The following is a 13,983-nucleotide window of genomic DNA, read 5'->3' as shown; positions in this document are numbered from 1 at the left end:
TCAGTAATAGTCCCAGAATGGCTGCCACTGCCGGTGCAGGTCGTTCTCTTCGATCCGTCTGCCGGCAGCTTCTGTCAGGACCGGACATTAACGTCGGGGAATTGAACGACCGGGTCTGGTCGACACCCGCCGATGGCCTTGGCGTCGCGAGGACCCATTTGTGGACTTTCGTGAGCTATTCGCGGCCGCCCAATTTCGGCCGTTCGTTCATATCGTTGCAAACGCAGCAAAGGGGGCGGACCTCCGCCCCCAGCAGGCCATTTTCTCAGGAAGGGCGGAGCTAATAGTATCCCTCGATCGCTTTCCCGGCTGCCCTCATTCTTCTATGGCTGTCCGATGGATGTAGCGGGCTTCGACCTAAACTTGTTGAAGGCGTTCGATGCCCTGTACGCGGAGCACCACGTCACACGTGCTGGCCAGCGCATCGGTCTGAGCCAGTCCGCTATTAGCGGTGCGCTTACCCGCCTGCGCGAGGTGTTCGACGACGAATTGTTCGTACGGTCGCCGACGGGGATGCAGCCGACACCGCGGGCCGACGATCTCGCAGGCCCGATATCGTCTTCGCTCCACCTCATGCGATCGGTCCTGCAAGACGATGGCTTCGATCCGGCGTTGGCCGATCACATCGTCACGATCGCGATGACCGATTACGCTGCGTTCGTCCTTCTGCCCCCCCCTGTTGGCACGACTAGCAATTGAGGCGCCTCGTCTCGAGGTGCGGGTCCGCGGCATTTTCGGTAAGGACGAAGTCGTCGACCTCCTCGACAGTGGCGAGGCAAGCCTTGCACTCAGCGTTCCCGTCGAAACTTCGGCACGCATCGTGACACGCCCGCTGCTTAGAAGATTTCGCCTGCATCGCGCGGCCCGGACATCCAGCCTTTGAAAAAAATGCCGACGTAGAGGCGTTCGCGGCTGCCCCCCATCTCCTAGTACCGCCAGAGGGGGATCGCACAGGGCTGGTGGACCGTAAGCTCGCCGCGCTCGGGCTGACACGCCGCGTAGTGCTGAGCCTGCCGCAGTTTCTGGTCGCCCCGTTCGTCGTTGCCGATACCGATCTGATCGCGACGCTCGCCTCGCGGGTCGCCCAGCGGTTCGCTGCGGCTAATTTCGGCATCGTCGTCCATGAGCCGCCGATCGCGATGTCCGACTTTTCGCTGGCGATGATGTGGCATCGTCGGGTGGATGATCATCCGGCCACGGTATGGCTGCGCGACTGTATTGCCGGGATCGCCGTGTCGGCCTGACGTCATCGGCGAAACCGATGAGGCCGTATCATTTCTCGCGATTTCACGCAGGCCCGCCGTTCCGCTCTACGTCTTGGCACAGAGGTAATGAGGTGCCGACATGCGTGTATTGGTAACGGGTGCTACGGGATTGATCGGCGGCGCGGTCGCACGTCGATTGGCGGCGGCGGGGCATGACGTAGTAGGGCTTGCGCGTTCGGAAGCGAGCGCGGTCAAGCTGACCGACATGGGCTATCAGGCGGCTTACGGTGATCTGGAGGATGCAGACAGCATTGCCAACGCGGTCCAGAGCGTGGACGCCGTCGTTCACGCCGCATCACCGAATGACCAGAACAGCGCGGCTTATGACGAAGTCGCGACCCGCGATCATCGATGCGCTGCGCGGCACGTCCAAGCGATTTCTCTATACGAGCGGCTGTTTTCTGTATGGCGCTACCGGCGATACGCCCGCAACCGAGGATAGCCCGCTGCATCCGCTGGAAATGGTGCGGTTTCGCCAAGCGCTTGAAGAGGAAATTTTCGGCGCTGCGGCCGATGGCGTTCACGGCATCATTCTCCGTCCCGCCTGGGTCTACGGCAATCACGCGTGGACCACGATGATGATGTACGGCTCGGCGCAGGGAGATGGTGCTGCGCGTTATGTCGGAAACGGGCAGAACCGCTGGACGTGCGTGCATGTCGATGACCTGGCCAACCTCTATCTGCTCGCGCTCGAAATGGCGCCGGCAGCCTCAGTCTTCAACGACGCTCACGGCGCCGCTACGCCGCTGATCGATATTGCACGCGCCGCCAGCGAGGGCGCAGGCACCGAGGGCCGGGTGGCGGCATGGCCGCTGGAGGAGGCACGGCAGGCGTTGGGCGGCTTCGCCGACGCGATTGCGTGCGATCAGCTGGTCTCGGGCGAACATGCCGAACGTGTGCTTGGTTGGCGCCCGTCGCGGCATTCGATCCTCGATGAACTGCGCTCCTGCGCGCCGCCAGCCGCCTGACCGCAAGTCGTCTCGATGACCGGGATCCGGGTCTGCTGAACGCGGTCGATACATTAGCCGAAAACAGACGGACGCGCCCTCGACAACCAGTCCGGGCAGACGAAAGGCATGCCCGGACCGAGTTTCGCCATGCCGCCTACATGCCGGCTGCGGTAGGGCGCACGATGACCTCGTTGATGTCTACTCCCTCGGGCTGCTCCAGTGCGTAGCGGATCGCACGCGCGATCGCGTCGGGGGTCAAGGACTTCTGCCGCCACGTAGTCAGCGCCGAGGCGATATCCGGGTCGGTGATATCATTGCCCAGTTCGGTTGCCACGACCCCGGGTGAAATGATCGTCGTGCGGATATCATCATGCTCCTGGCGCAACCCTTCCGTGATCGCCCAGACCGCGTATTTGGTGGCGCAGTAGACGGCCGCGCTCGGCATCACGAAATGCGCCGCTATCGATGCGAGGTTCACGACGTGGCCGGCCTTCTGCGCAATGAATCCAGGCAGTACGGCAGCGATCCCGTTCAGCACGCCATGAACGTTCACGTCGATCATCCGCGTCCACTCGTCCTGCTTCAGCGCGGCCAGAGGCGACAGCGGCATCACACCGGCATTGTTGATCAGCACGTCCACGCGCCCGAACCGGGCTTCCGCTGCATCGGCGAACGTCGCGAAGCTTGCCGCGTCGGTCACATCCAACCCGTGCCACCCGACATTTGCGCCGAGCTCTGCCGCAAGCGCTTCGAGGCGATCGGTCCTGCGCGCACCGATGAAGAGGCGCGCGCCTCTACCCGCCAGTTCACGCACGGTGGCCTCGCCAATACCGCTGGAGGCGCCGCTGATCAGCACTGTCTTGTCGATGACGTCGTTCATGAGCTTTCCTTTTCTTTCGCCATAAGGGCCGACGACAGATGGAACCGAACTGTCGGCGGGCGTAAGACCGATCGCCCGCAATCCTTGCACGATCCTCCGAAACGGCATCATCCACGCTTGTGAGAATGGGTGAGAGCGGACACAGTCCCTTTATGAGCACGATCGCAGACCTCGCCACGCGGGTTGCACGCCATGTCCCGAGAACCGGCATGTTCGGCACGCCGATCGATCGACTGTCACTTTTCAGGGCCGACGAGCCGACCGTGCCCCTCCCGGCTGTGTATGACGCATCGCTTTGCATAATTGTCCAAGGTGCCAAGCGTGTTTCGCTCGGCGGACAGAGCCTGCTCTACGATGCCGCGCATTACCTGCTGGTATCAGTTGACCTGCCGCTCGTTGGGCATGTCATCCAGGCGGATCGCGATGCTCCGTACCTCTGCTGCAAGATCGATATCGACCAAGCGGTGTTGGCGGACCTTATCCTGGCGGAAGGCGCCCGGGCGCCAAAGGCCGACCTGCCGGCTCTCGCGGTATATCGCAGCGACGATGATCTGGTCGATGCAGCGTGCCGGCTGGTGCGTTTGCTGGACCAACCCGACAGCATCGCAGCGCTGGCACCGCTGATCGAGCGGGAGATTCTGTATCGTTTGCTCAAAGGCCCCCACGGCCCCGCCCTTCGCTACATGGCTGTCGCCGACAGTCACCTTAATCAGGTGAGCCGAGCTATCGCGACGATCCGCACGGCGTTCGACCGGCCTTTGCGCATTGACGACATCGCCAACGCCGCGGGTATGAGCACATCGTCCCTGCACGAACATTTTAAGGCGGTGACGAAGATGACGCCGTTGGAGTATCAAAAGCAACTGCGATTACAGGAGGCTCGACGCCTGATGCTGTCAGCGGGCGCGACCGCAAGCGGCGCGGGTTTTGCCGTGGGCTATGAAAGCCCATCGCAGTTCAACCGCGAGTATGCCCGCCTATTTGGTGCTCCTCCACGTCGTGACATCGAACAGTTGCAGCGCAGCGGCAATTTACTGACGCCAGTGTAACCTCTGACGACGAGTTGAAACGACGGAACGGGCTCGGTGAAAGCGCCCTCGATTTTCGGCTCATCCACACCCGCTAGCAGCGGTCCGATGCCGCTGCCGCTGCCACATTGGTCTGACAAAGCCGGTTGACCAGATGGGAAGTCGATGCCCCGTAGCTTTGACAGTGCCCCTCACCCGTTCGCAGAGGCGCCGGCCGCGCCGGCCATCAAACAAACTGTAACGTGCGAAGATTATAGGCACGACGCCACTCGGCCACGTCTGACAACATCGTGGCGGCGGCGGCTTCGGCAAGGTCGGTCTGGCGAGCGAGGCTGTTTGCCGGGTTGTCCAGCGCCTTGGCAATTCGGGTCAGATCGTCGGCTGTAATAAGCGAACGTTCAGCCGTGCTGCAAAAATCACCTTGCATACGAATGCCAAAGATTGCCGCGCCAATGGTCGGTAGTCCTGCCGATGCAACGATAAACATGAGATGTACCTCATGGCTGGCGTGCGAAATCAGGTTAACCACCACAGATAAAATGCAGCTCAAGATTGTCAGACAAAAGAGCATAATGCCGACTTGATGCAGTCGGTGGTCAAGAACATGCATCTGGTGACCACTGCCGTGATTATACCGGATTTGAGGTTCGAGTTCTTCCCGCACGATCGCTTGAGTCAATCCGGTTGCGTCGGTCAGACGGCCGGTGGGACAACCAGCCGCGCGCCATTGTGCTCGCGCATACCACTCGATCCAACTTGCCGTTGAGCCTTCGCCCTGCCGCCCGGCGATCGGCGGCGATGCCACGCCAAGTAGCTTCAGGCTGCGCATGGGTCGAACCCGTTCAGCCAGCTGCCGATATTCAAGCCACCTCCGGTGCCATTGCTGCCTTGATCCGATCAACGTGTTCGCCACGAACGTGGCGATGACCGAAGCTTCGGCAATCGCTAGCGGGAAAGCAAATCGCGGCAGAAACAATCCGGTCAATGCAATAAGCACCGCACTTGCAGCGAGGGTAAAGTTTAAGGCGTGGCCCGATCGATAAATTTGGCCAAAATGCTGCGCCAGCTGATCTGCCCAGGCGAATGATCGTTCGAGGTCCGTCAAGGTAACGTCTACCCCGAAGCGCTCCGGCCCACACGAGTTGCGAAAGTTTAGCCACTCGACGCACGTCGCCTCTTCATACCGCTCCGATGCAAATGCAGATCGCCGTAAAGGTTTGATACCGAACAGAGCAAGCAGAAGCGGATATTCGATGCGGGGCCGGGCACGTCGCTGGCGCTCACCCAGATAATGTTCAAGATCGTCCAGCGTCGGCGGATGCGTCGGCGGACCGATTACTGCATGCGCGAGGGCATGCAACGTTGCCGGCTCGACGAGCCGAAAAGGCATGCTTTCGAGGTCTGTGGAATCGACAAATTCTTCATATCCCGTCCATAGGATGCGAGAGGTGACGCCCGTTTGCATCGCCAGGTGGATGACAGGCACACCCCGCCTAAGCGCCATCGAAACCACGTCGGCAGTGCCGCCCGTCCCGCGCGCGGGCTCCCCGTCCCATAAGGCGATTAAGATATCGCAATGCGCAATAATGGCCCGTCCGGCGAGCGTGTAACTTTCTTCCCGGCCGCTATGTTGCGGCGGCAACTCAAGAATGCGATCGGCCTGGCCTCGTAGCGCGTCGAATTTGCGCGCGCCGACCGCATCAAAATCCTGCCGATAGTCCTCTTGAGGCAGAGGAAGAATTGCTTGAAGCCGGTATCCGAGCTCGATCGCGGCCATCGCTCCGTATTGATCGGCGCCCTCGGCCAATGCCGATACCAGCTGAGGCACGAAAGGAACGTCCTCGAAAATCTTTGGGTGCATGGGTTTCAGCGCTGCCGTCGCCTCGGCAAGCTCCCTCAATACGCTGGTAAGATGTGGTGCCACGCATCTTTCGGCGTCGGCATCCATCAGCGGCGGGCGGTGCCCCGTTATGCCCACCGAGAGCCCGAGCCTCGGGCGAGGCGGAGCGTTAGCGCGCATACCAATATCTCATGCATCGGGCCGAACGGGTCATGGATGATCGTCGATCAGGCCAACGCTGCCCGACCCACCCGACGTCGCCGCAATACGCCCCCCGTCATTGCAAGGCCAGCCAGCATCATCGCCCAGCTGCCTGGCTCCGGCACTGTAGGTACGATTTCGACGTCCAACTTAAGCTTAGCCATATCAAATCCACGATCGAGTACGAAACCGACCGGTTGCGTCGCGCCCAATGACTCTAGTTGGCCAGCGGGCACGGCACTGATGACCCCGCCCCGGTTGCGTGGATCGCCGAATGCGACCTGCACGCCATCACACCGCGCTACGTTCGTGCACAGGCCATAGGCACTTAGATAGGTCACCGACCTGTAGGTCACGATCGTTGTCTCGCCCGGCGCAAGCGGCCTGAGCAATGCACTGAGTTCAGTTTCCTGCCAGTCCAAACCGATCTGCGCAGGATCCTGATAGGAGGTCAGCGCGTTGAAAACCGAGCCATCGGACGTAGCAATCGAGGCCCCCGACGACGACACCTGACCCATGGCATTGTAAAGCTGATAGTCGTTGCTGCCCCTTGTCTCGAATATGCCGAACTGGAAAACGCCCGCCGATGGCGTCGACGCGTTTTGAACGATGCCGAGGTGGCCAGCGGTGATATTTGAATTGAGCCGCACGTTTACCGTATCGGAACCTGTGTTCGTTACAATATTTGTTAACGTTGTGAATACGCCAATAGAGCAATATCCCTTGCATTGAATATTATGCAGGAAGAAGAAGCTCGCATCCGGCGCTGTTAGAGACGTATAGTTGACCTTTATATCTGTTGCCCGTCCCGGAACGCTTCCCGGAATATTAAATATATTCGTGCTTCCGGTTCCGCCATTTAAACCAGGAAGCCCAGGTGAAAAATCATAGCTATAGTTGCTTGTGGTGGCCAAGCTTTCGACAATGGCCGCTTGGGCCTCAACAGACAGGGCCAAGCTTAGGTGCACCGCAGCAATCATTATCCAGATTTGTCTTATGACGATTTGCAGGGATTTCTGTATCAGGATCGTCATCTCTGGCCTTCCTTTAGCTGCAGCATGCGAGCCTAGATATACCTTACAAATGTCGCCAACATATCACGACCTACCAAATTATACATTATCGTTTTCTTAAATAAATGAACTATTATTTTTCCTGTCAGGACATCAGTTCCGTTTCATACATGAACAAAAGTCAATTATATCATACCGACGTGGGCCGTGTCTGCATTTCGGCACAAGCTTGACGAAGAGCATTCTGGACCGATCGCGCAGGGTTGATCTTTGTTTGCAATATCTCTGCGGCGGAGCAGTCCCGCCTTGACTCGGGTTGTCGTCCGGACCTTGCGAATATTCGCGCTCTTGCCAAAAGGAGTTCGACCTGGTCGGGATCATCAGGTCCATAACTGCGATCGTAAATCTCTTTCGTTTGATTTAGCATTCCCAAAGCCTTGTCGGCATCGCCCCCGATTGAGGCGGCTTCCGCTGCATAAAAGTCCACATCCCCCACTGCAGGGTTTCGGCTCCCGTAAAGCCCGGCATAGATCGCCCGCGCCCTTGCAAACGCGCTGAGCGCACCGGCGCTGTCGGCACGCGCCGTGCGGATTCGCCCCAATAGAAGGTTGGCCGCAGCCACCTTGGGGTGGTCCTTCTCCAGAACCGTGTCGTAAATTGCTACAGCGCGGCCAATTCGCGCCTCAGCACGCGTAAAGCGGGCGCTTTCGAAGTCATTCAACGCCTGGTTCTGCACGGCGGTCGCTGTAAGCACGTTATTCGTGCCCAATTTTGCGGCATAAAGGCGCACAGCCTCCCCCAGCAACGCATTGGCCTCCGTGAAACGCTTCAACGCGCCAAGTGCTTGCGCCTGGTTCATCAGCGCTTGGCCGATCTCCTCGCGATAGTCGCCCTTGAGATTCCGATATGAGGTTGCGGAGGCTCCAAATAGTGTCGCGGCCTCCGCATAACGCCCTGTCAAATACGCGATCGCGCCCCGCGATTTTGCGACCAGCGCATCCAGCGGCGGTGCATAGCTCGCATTACGATCATAGGCGCGCTCCGCTCGATCGACCCAGGCGGCACTGACATTAGCGTCACCGCGACTGAATGCGAGCGCGGCCAGACGCAACAAGAGACGGGCTCGCCGCTCTCCCCTCATCGGCGTCAGACGCAGCGACGCGCGCAGATCCCGTTGGGATTCCTTGGGAAGACCAAGATTGAAATAGATTTCACCCGTCGTCTCCAGCAGGCGGGAAGTCGCGGCGGGCTCATCGCGGAGCTCGCTTTTTGCCCGCCGGCTGGCTCGATCGAGAATTGTAATGGCAGTAATGGTCCGCGGATTTTCAGTCGCTGGGTTAGCGATCGCAAAGGTTTCGACGAGAAACGCGAGACTTTTGTCCGCTAAGCGTCGCTGGGCGTCCGCCAGGCGGCGCTGGGATTCCGCATAGATGGCAAGCCCAATGGTTATAATGCTGATTGCCATCGATGTTGCAGCAATAACCGCGAGCCGCCGCTGCCGACGCGCCACGTCGCGTCGCACGAGCGCGTCGAGCTTGACGCCAAGGAGCCCGCTAATCAGTTTTAACAGCGCGAGGCGTCGGCCGTCCTTTCCAGGTCGGATGTCAGCCGCAATAGGTTCAGCCGGCAGGTCCGAAAGCGTGCCGTCCTGGCCCAGGCGAAACCGCAACGCTGCCGGGAAGCATTCGCGCTCGTCGCCTGCATAGGGCTCCCCCCCCACGATAAGCGCCAGGGTTCGGGTCTCCCCGTGCATTCGCTTGAACGACAGAATTTCTTCATTGACCCATTTGGATCGCGCAGCAAGCCTGCTGCAGATGACGATCTGAAAGCGTGAATGTTGGAGCGCCGCGCGCAGCTCTTCTCCAAGGTCGCCGCCCGCAGGAAGCTCGTCACGATCACGAAAAGCCGGCGGCAGCCGCGCGGGCACCGGGCCGAAAGGGGAATGTGTGCCAACCAACACCTTGGGCACGCGATATGTTTCCAGCGCACGATGAAGCCAGCGTGCGCAGCGCTGATCGGCATGACTATAGCTGATGAATGTGGAATATTCTTTCGGTGCAGGAGTGCCTGCAGGTAGGCAAACTTCGCCGCTGCTCCAACTTTCAGTACGCAGCATATAATGCACGGCGGCGGCGACGCAGTGCACCCCCTATCGCACCGAACCCGATGGTCATCATCGCCCAGGCGGCAGGTTCCGGCACCGCAGCAACATCAAGCCTCAAACCAAAATCTGCCGGCGCACCGCCAGCGCCGTCTCCCGTCACGGAGAAGCTATAGCTTCCCGGGGTAAGCCAGATAGAAAGCTTGCCATATAATGCGTCCGTCCAATAGCTGCCGTAGATCCCGCTCGCTTGTATCGCTTGAGATGACCCAGCGTAGAAGCTTGTTTGGCCCACTACGTCGCCGTTAAGCGAGTAAGCGTCTCCCGGGATGAACAAGTCAGTTATGCTAAGCGTGCTGGGTGCGGCTATAGTAAACGTCCATGCCGAATTCTGACTTGGCACACCGATGACGGGAATCCTGTCGGACTGCCATCCAGACCCGCTGACCAGAACGGTCGCCTTTGCTGGGGCGACGTGCATTGCCGCGAACGCCACGACGAGCGCGACAAGTCGGATGAACATGCCAGTTTCCCTATGCACAGCGCATCAGAAAGATCAAAATAGAAATCGGATTATCATAACACGCATAATATGGAATGCAAAACTGATAATGTTACAATTTCTAGGAAAAACTATAAAATATCAGGTCTACATATATGGCATCTCAGAATTCGAATACATCAATGACGTACTTTCGAGAATCCCTCGTTAACTATTTGTATTACAAAATACATTATGACTACTATTGCATAATACAACGGTCTTTGGGGATCAGGACGGCTCTGTCAAACCAAATGTACCGCCGATTTCCTATTTGGTTAGGGCCGCACGTTGAGCAGCTTACCGTCGACTTGTTCCGCTAAAAGGCCTCCTATGTTCTCGTTGTACAACAGCGCTGCGATCGCTTCGAGCAAGTTTGATTGGAAGAACGGAACGCTTAGCTTGCACGTGCAGAACATTTTGCCGCCTACCCATACCTAGTTCCCAGACGGTGCATTGGCTGAATAGCGCCCTAGTCACGAAAAGAATGGTCCGTCGCAATACGAAAGGTGCCTTTGCCGCTTCGCTTTGCGTCATAAAGCGCAGCGTCGGCACCTCCCATCAATCTGTCCAGGTCCCATCTGTCGGCCATCAGTCGCTGAAACTGCTCGCTGGTATATTGGCTGCCCTGGTCCGAGTGATGCAGCAGTGCATCGGGCTTGCCGCGTCGCCAGATCGCCATGACCAGCGCATCGGTGACGAGCTGCGCCGTCATCGTGTCGCTCATCGACCAGCCCACGACGCGCCTCGAGAACAGGTCGATCACCGCGGCCGCGTACAGCCATCCTTCGGCAGTCCAGATGTAGGTGAAGTCGGCCACCCACTTCTGGTTCGGCGCCTCCGCGCTGAACTGTCGATCGAGCACGTTGCTTGCGATCACCGAGCGTTCGCCATGATCCTTGGGCAGACCGCGACGCCGCGGTCGCGCCATCAGACCGTGCACACGCATCAACCGTTCGACACGATGCAGGGCCACATGAAAGGCCTTCGGCCAAGAGATCGTGCCAGACGCGACGCGCGCCATAGGTTCGGTAGCTGGAGATGAAGCTGGCGCGGATCTTCCCTGCATACACTTCGTCGCTGCGCGACCGGGCACTTGGCGCCCGCACAAGCCAGGCGTGGAAACCACTGCGCGAGACATCGAGCGCCCCGCAAAGCCACGATACCGGCCAGATCCCTCGATGCTTTGCGATGAACCCGAACTTCATATCGAGTCCCTGGCAAAGTAGGCCGCGGCTTTTTTTAATATGTCACGTTCGGCCTTCATCCTGGCCAACTCGCGGCGCAGCCGCTCAATCTCCTGCTGCTCGGGCTTCATCTGACCGTTGCCCGGGAATGCCGACTGGGGATCAGCTTCCGCTTCGCGGACCCATTTGCGCAGCACGTTCTCGTGCAGGTCCAGGTCCCGCGCGGCCTGCGCTACCGCCACGCCCCGATCTCGGACCAACTTCACCGCCTCGAGCTTGAACTCTCGGCTGAACTTCCGTCGTTGCATTTACACCCTCCGGTTCCGAAAACACCTTATCTTGGTGTCCACGAAACCGGCAGCAGCTCAATCTGTGGCGCGCTTAGGCGCAGGATCCGCTGTGAAACGGGTTTGAACAATAGGGTCGTTCGCATACGCTGGCGCCTGCAATCCAAAAGCGTAGAGAGACGCAGTCGCAGCTTTCAACAATACTTTGCTCATACAAGTTCCTGTCTTTCTGGCTGTTCCAAGCTGGTTTTCAGATCTGCTGCGAAACCTAATTGACATAAGCTTGCGCGATACGAGTGCTGACGCACCAGTGCTTCATTTGGTGACGCAGTCCTCAGCGGTCAGATCGACTTTGTTCGCATTGTGCGGGCCGTATAAACCTCGACCCCCTGCCATTCGTCGGATTCGAAGCGAACGCGAATTTTGGCTTTCTCGCGCGTCATCTCGGGCGGCAGCGGGTAGGTCTGGACGTTGCGGGCGGCGGTTACCTCGCCGGTCAGCCGTTCCCGCACCAACTGCTCGCCGTCGATCAAAATACGAAAATCCTTGTTTCGCTGCCCACCGCTATAGGCGACCGTCAGCATCAATGGTCCGGGCGCGACGGCCAGATCGAACTCGAAATAACCGGTGTTCACGTTGCGGCTGCGTTCGGCAATATGTGAAACCGCAGCCGATTGACCGCTGTCCGCAAAGTTGTGATCGACCTCGGGCTGCTGCTCACCCAGCCGGATCATGTCGATCGTCCGCGCGGCCAGATCGGCCCGCTTGCTCGCAGCGCGCGCCCAGGCAACTTGTGCGGTCGGCCACTCAGCGGGGTCGAACCGGCGAAAATAGACGGCGGTGCGGTTGTCATGCTGGGAAAAGAACGGCCGCAGCGTCAGATCACCCGGCTTACCCTGTCCGCCCAGTCGATATTGGTGCAATCCGCCGGCCGGCACCAACGCCGGTTGCGCCCGATCAGTCACGAGCGCCGGGTCCATCCCCTCGGATGGACTATTATCCGCTCCCATGTCGGCAGCGAGCACCAAGGGCCCGCTGAGAAAAGCGACCAGCTTGGCATCATCAGGCATCGATTCAACGTGCAACGGCATCGGAAGGAACAGCTCGATCCGGTCGCCAGCTTTCAACCCGGCGAGCATCAAATAGCTTCCGTCGCGTATACCGCCCGCTTTTCCGTTCACCTGCAATCGTGGCGCGGCGCACCAACCCGGCACGCGAAGCGCCAGCTTCCTTGGCGCTTTTGCCACCGTTATTCGCACCGTGTCGCTCAGGGGAAACTGAGTCCGCATGTCGAGCTGCGCCTCGGGTGCGTCGAGCGTCGAGGCATAATAAAGGTTGATCGCCACCGCGTCGCCGCGCTTCCAGTAAATGCTTTCGCCATGCTTCGAATGGCTTTCCATGCCCGACCCTACGCAGCACCAGAAATCCTCGGTAGGGTTCGAATGAACTCGCCCCATCCCAGGCGCTAACGCCGTGAAATATGTGAACATCCCGGTCTTGGGGTTTTGCTGGCTCATGATGTGATTGAGATGCGCGCGCTCGTAGAAGTCGAAATAGCGCGCATCGCCGTTCCAGCCATACAGATGCCGGGTCAATCGTAGCATGTTGTAGCTGTTGCACGCCTCGCAGGTCTGCTGGTCAAGCCGTTGCGCTAGCTGCCGCGGCAACCCGAAATGCTCGTGATCGGAATTGCCCCCGATCACATAGCTGTGGTCGCGCGTGACGGTGGTCCAGAAGAATTGCGCAATTTTTGCCTGGTCGGTGTTGCCGGTAAGCTCATGCAAGCGGGCTTCGCCTACGATTTTTGGGATCTGGGTATTAGCGTGATTGCCCGCCAGTTCGTCGCGCCCTGCCTGAAGGGGGTCGATGATCGCGTGATGCCGAATCCGTTCTGCCAGGGTCAGCCAACGGCGGTTGCCAGTGCGCTTGTAGAGCTCGGCATAGGATTCGGTCAGGCCGCCATGCTCAGTCCGCAGAATTTCCTGCACCTCGGCATCGCTTAGCCCTTCTAGAATGTTCCCGAGATAGTCACCCAAGCCGACTGCTACGGTCAGGCCATCTGCGATTCCCGCATGCTGATGCGCGTCTAATGCGCCAGCTACAACCTTGTGGTAGGTATAAAAAGGCACCCACCCTTCGTTCAAGCTGAAGCCAGTCGACCGAATCTTACCCTTTCGGAGTTCCTCGTAAACTACCTTGCCATCAACGGTCTTGCCGTTGCGCTCCACTGTGGTGCCGCCGGCATAGCCATCGCCTTGCTGCGCCTGGATCGCCTTGAGTTCGCCGACGATATAGGCTGCGCGGTCGCGGAATTGCGGGTCTCCAGTCTGCGCGTAGATAAGCGATAAAGCGCTGAGATAATGGCCGAGGGAATGACCCGCGATACCGCGAGATTCCCATCCTCCGTACACCTCGCCCTTTGTTGCAAGCCCCGCGCCAGCGTAAAAATTGTGCAGCAGGCGATTTGCATCAAGAGACAGCAGATAACGCTGATTTGCTTGAACCGACGTAAGAAAGATCGATGGCGTCAAGCGGACGTGCGATAGGGGAAAGGGCGTCGCTATCGACGGCGTAGCCGGTGCAGCCCAGACAAATGGGGGCAGCGACCCCAAGGCAATGCCCGCGCCTAGCGCGCCGCGACGTGTCCAACCCATGTCACTCTCCCGGTCAGGTCGTTTGGCGCACCCTAC

At 59.2% G+C, this 13,983-nt stretch carries 10 protein-coding genes and 2 pseudogenes; 5 read left to right on the top strand and 7 right to left on the bottom strand.

The window, feature by feature from the left end; translation table 11 throughout:
• Positions 1 to 336: 336 nt before the first annotated feature.
• The 4 genes and pseudogenes from ABC969_RS08980 to ABC969_RS08970 all read left to right on the top strand — a co-directional run bounded on the left by ABC969_RS08980 (position 337) and on the right by ABC969_RS08970 (position 2,233).
• A complete protein-coding gene (locus ABC969_RS08980) occupies positions 337 to 699 on the top strand; it encodes a LysR family transcriptional regulator (protein ID WP_345864354.1) in 363 nt (120 codons plus the stop codon).
• A gap of 152 nt (positions 700 to 851) precedes the next feature.
• Positions 852 to 1,244 (top strand): annotated as a pseudogene (locus ABC969_RS08975) (LysR substrate-binding domain-containing protein); the annotation flags it as partial.
• Positions 1,245 to 1,344: 100 nt separating this feature from the next.
• Positions 1,345 to 1,707, top strand: coding sequence for an SDR family NAD(P)-dependent oxidoreductase (locus ABC969_RS16485; RefSeq protein WP_380807768.1), 363 nt, complete (start codon positions 1,345 to 1,347; stop codon positions 1,705 to 1,707).
• Positions 1,589 to 2,233: an NAD-dependent epimerase/dehydratase family protein gene (locus tag ABC969_RS08970; protein ID WP_345864353.1), complete on the top strand. Its 645-nt coding sequence runs from the start codon at positions 1,589 to 1,591 to the stop codon at positions 2,231 to 2,233. The genes ABC969_RS16485 and ABC969_RS08970 overlap by 119 nt, the downstream gene beginning before the upstream one ends.
• 136 nt (positions 2,234 to 2,369) lie before the next feature.
• Here the strand turns inward: ABC969_RS08970 and ABC969_RS08965 are convergent, their stop codons facing one another.
• Entirely contained in the window at positions 2,370 to 3,095 is a 726-nt protein-coding gene (locus ABC969_RS08965; protein WP_345864352.1) for an SDR family oxidoreductase, read from the bottom strand.
• A 152-nt stretch (positions 3,096 to 3,247) separates the two neighbouring features.
• On the opposite strand from ABC969_RS08965, the gene ABC969_RS08960 reads away from it, so the two are divergent.
• Positions 3,248 to 4,144 (top strand): AraC family transcriptional regulator, encoded by an 897-nt coding sequence (locus ABC969_RS08960; RefSeq protein WP_345864351.1) that lies wholly within the window; start codon positions 3,248 to 3,250, stop codon positions 4,142 to 4,144.
• Positions 4,145 to 4,349: 205 nt separating this feature from the next.
• Here ABC969_RS08960 and ABC969_RS08955 read toward each other — a convergent pair whose 3' ends face one another.
• The 6 genes and pseudogenes from ABC969_RS08955 to ABC969_RS08930 all read right to left on the bottom strand — a co-directional run bounded on the left by ABC969_RS08955 (position 4,350) and on the right by ABC969_RS08930 (position 13,824).
• The gene (locus tag ABC969_RS08955; protein WP_345864350.1) at positions 4,350 to 6,047 is read right to left on the bottom strand and encodes a hypothetical protein; all 1,698 of its coding nucleotides are present in this window, start codon (positions 6,045 to 6,047) and stop codon (positions 4,350 to 4,352) included.
• 143 nt (positions 6,048 to 6,190) lie between these two features.
• Entirely contained in the window at positions 6,191 to 7,198 is a 1,008-nt protein-coding gene (locus ABC969_RS08950) for a PEPxxWA-CTERM sorting domain-containing protein (RefSeq protein WP_345864349.1), read from the bottom strand.
• 169 nt (positions 7,199 to 7,367) lie between these two features.
• Positions 7,368 to 9,293: a tetratricopeptide repeat protein gene (locus tag ABC969_RS08945; RefSeq protein WP_345864348.1), complete on the bottom strand. Its 1,926-nt coding sequence runs from the start codon at positions 9,291 to 9,293 to the stop codon at positions 7,368 to 7,370.
• On the bottom strand, positions 9,280 to 9,801 hold the full coding sequence (locus tag ABC969_RS08940) for an FxDxF family PEP-CTERM protein (RefSeq protein ID WP_345864347.1): 522 nt from the start codon (positions 9,799 to 9,801) through the stop codon (positions 9,280 to 9,282). Before ABC969_RS08940 ends, ABC969_RS08945 begins: the two co-directional genes overlap by 14 nt.
• 601 nt (positions 9,802 to 10,402) lie before the next feature.
• Positions 10,403 to 11,314, bottom strand: a pseudogene (locus ABC969_RS08935) (IS3 family transposase); the annotation flags it as partial.
• A 320-nt stretch (positions 11,315 to 11,634) separates the two neighbouring features.
• The gene (locus ABC969_RS08930) at positions 11,635 to 13,824 is read right to left on the bottom strand and encodes a beta-L-arabinofuranosidase domain-containing protein (RefSeq protein ID WP_345864346.1); all 2,190 of its coding nucleotides are present in this window, start codon (positions 13,822 to 13,824) and stop codon (positions 11,635 to 11,637) included.
• Positions 13,825 to 13,983 lie beyond the last annotated feature (159 nt).

It is taken from the genome of Sphingomonas qilianensis, assembly GCF_039614825.1.
In the GTDB taxonomy this organism is placed as follows: domain Bacteria; phylum Pseudomonadota; class Alphaproteobacteria; order Sphingomonadales; family Sphingomonadaceae; genus Sphingomonas; species Sphingomonas qilianensis.
The sequence above is the reverse complement of the archived record's forward strand: the minus strand, read 5'-3'. Positions and strand labels throughout refer to the sequence as shown.

What these genes read in the sequence shown, in the direction of transcription:
- ABC969_RS08960 (WP_345864351.1), top strand. Translation starts at nt 3,248, where the DNA reads ATGAGCACGATCGCAGACCTCGCCACGCGGGTTGCACGCCATGTCCCG.
- ABC969_RS08980 (WP_345864354.1), top strand. Translation starts at nt 337, where the DNA reads ATGGATGTAGCGGGCTTCGACCTAAACTTGTTGAAGGCGTTCGATGCC.
- ABC969_RS08945 (WP_345864348.1), bottom strand. Translation starts at nt 9,293, where the DNA reads ATGCTGCGTACTGAAAGTTGGAGCAGCGGCGAAGTTTGCCTACCTGCA.
- ABC969_RS08970 (WP_345864353.1), top strand. Translation starts at nt 1,589, where the DNA reads ATGACGAAGTCGCGACCCGCGATCATCGATGCGCTGCGCGGCACGTCC.
- ABC969_RS16485 (WP_380807768.1), top strand. Translation starts at nt 1,345, where the DNA reads ATGCGTGTATTGGTAACGGGTGCTACGGGATTGATCGGCGGCGCGGTC.
- ABC969_RS08965 (WP_345864352.1), bottom strand. Translation starts at nt 3,095, where the DNA reads ATGAACGACGTCATCGACAAGACAGTGCTGATCAGCGGCGCCTCCAGC.
- ABC969_RS08950 (WP_345864349.1), bottom strand. Translation starts at nt 7,198, where the DNA reads ATGACGATCCTGATACAGAAATCCCTGCAAATCGTCATAAGACAAATC.
- ABC969_RS08940 (WP_345864347.1), bottom strand. Translation starts at nt 9,801, where the DNA reads ATGTTCATCCGACTTGTCGCGCTCGTCGTGGCGTTCGCGGCAATGCAC.